Origin of the sequence: Ureibacillus terrenus, from assembly GCF_006569205.1 — a bacterium.
In the GTDB taxonomy this organism is placed as follows: domain Bacteria; phylum Bacillota; class Bacilli; order Bacillales_A; family Planococcaceae; genus Ureibacillus; species Ureibacillus terrenus.
Window position 1 is genome coordinate 1 of the sequence record NZ_VIGD01000055.1, and the last position, 1,404, is coordinate 1,404.

1 protein-coding gene is annotated in these 1,404 nt (G+C 53.0%); it reads left to right on the forward strand.

The window, feature by feature from the left end:
- The coding region (locus FKZ59_RS14330; RefSeq protein WP_141603392.1) for an IS1634 family transposase at positions 1-1,404 on the forward strand (1,404 nt) is incomplete at both ends.

Consider the following 1,404-nt stretch of genomic DNA (forward strand, 5'->3'; position numbering starts at 1 on the left):
AGCAGGCTTGGGAAATCGAGACGTTGACAGGAGAAGTGTCGGATGACTTTCAGTTTCAATCAAGCAAACGCCTTGGTGGCGCTTGGCTTTTGGATCAGCTCTGGAGACAACTGGGATTGGGAGAGATTCTCCACTCCTTGTTTGCCTCCCGACATCATCAGATTCCGTTGGAACGGCTGATTTTTGCCATGGTGGCGAATCGTGCCCTTCATCCGTCAAGCAAGTTGGCGATGGAGGAGTGGGTGGAGAAAGACGTGCATATCCCTCATCTTCCCCAAGTCGCCAGCCACCAGTTGTACCGGGCGATGGATGAGCTGCTGGCTGTGCAGCCGGAATTGGAACGCCAAGTGTTCCATGCCGTGGCCGATTTATTGAACCTGGAAGTCGATTTGATTTACTTTGATACGACTTCGTCGTACTTCGAAGTGGATCCATCCGAAACACCAGAAGGAGAATCGCTTCGAAAGCAGGGGTTTTCCAAAGATAAGCGTCCCGATTTGGTCCAAATCGTCATTGGACTGGCCGTTACCCGGGAAGGAGTCCCCATTCGCGCTTGGGTATGGCCTGGCAATACGATGGATATGACGGTCATCAAACAGGTGAAACAAGACTTGATTGGCTGGAAGCTTGGGCGTGTGATCAGCGTGATGGACCGCGGATTTTCGTCTGAAGAGAATTTGCGAATCTTGCAACAGGCCGGGGGACACTACATTGTCGGCGAAAAAATGCGGTCCGGCAAAGCCGCCGTCGAAGAGGCCCTAAACCGTCGCGGGCGCTACCAACAAGTTCGCGAGAACTTGCATATCAAAGAAATCATCGTGGGCGACGGAGAAGCGCGTCAGCGCTATGTTCTCGTGTACAATCCCAGCGAAGCCGAACGCCAACGCAAGGAACGGGAAAAGCTGCTCGAATCGCTGAAAGAGGAGTTGGAGGGGCTTCGCCAACTCCCCAATGAAGCTCATCATAAGGCCACCTGCCGGCTGCGTTCCCATCCGTCCTACGGAAAATACTTGCGTCAATTGAAGGATGGAACGCTTCGCATCGACAAGCAAGCGGTTCGTGAAGCGGAAAAGTACGATGGCAAATATCTCATCCGAACCTCCGATGACACCTTGTCTGCCGAGGATGTCGCGCTCGGGTATAAGCAACTGGTGGATATCGAGCAGGCCTTTCGGACGTTGAAATCAACACTCGAGCTGCGCCCCATGTATCATCGCTTGGAAGACCGTATCCGGGCGCATGTGCTGCTCAGTTGGCTGGCTCTCTTGCTGGTTCGGATCGTGGAGATCCGAACTCATGAATCGTGGCCGAAAGTAAGAGACGAATGCGAGCGTCTCATGCTTGGACATTTTTCTTCAAAAAACGGCGACCTTTATCAACGAACCGAACTGACGGCCAAACAAG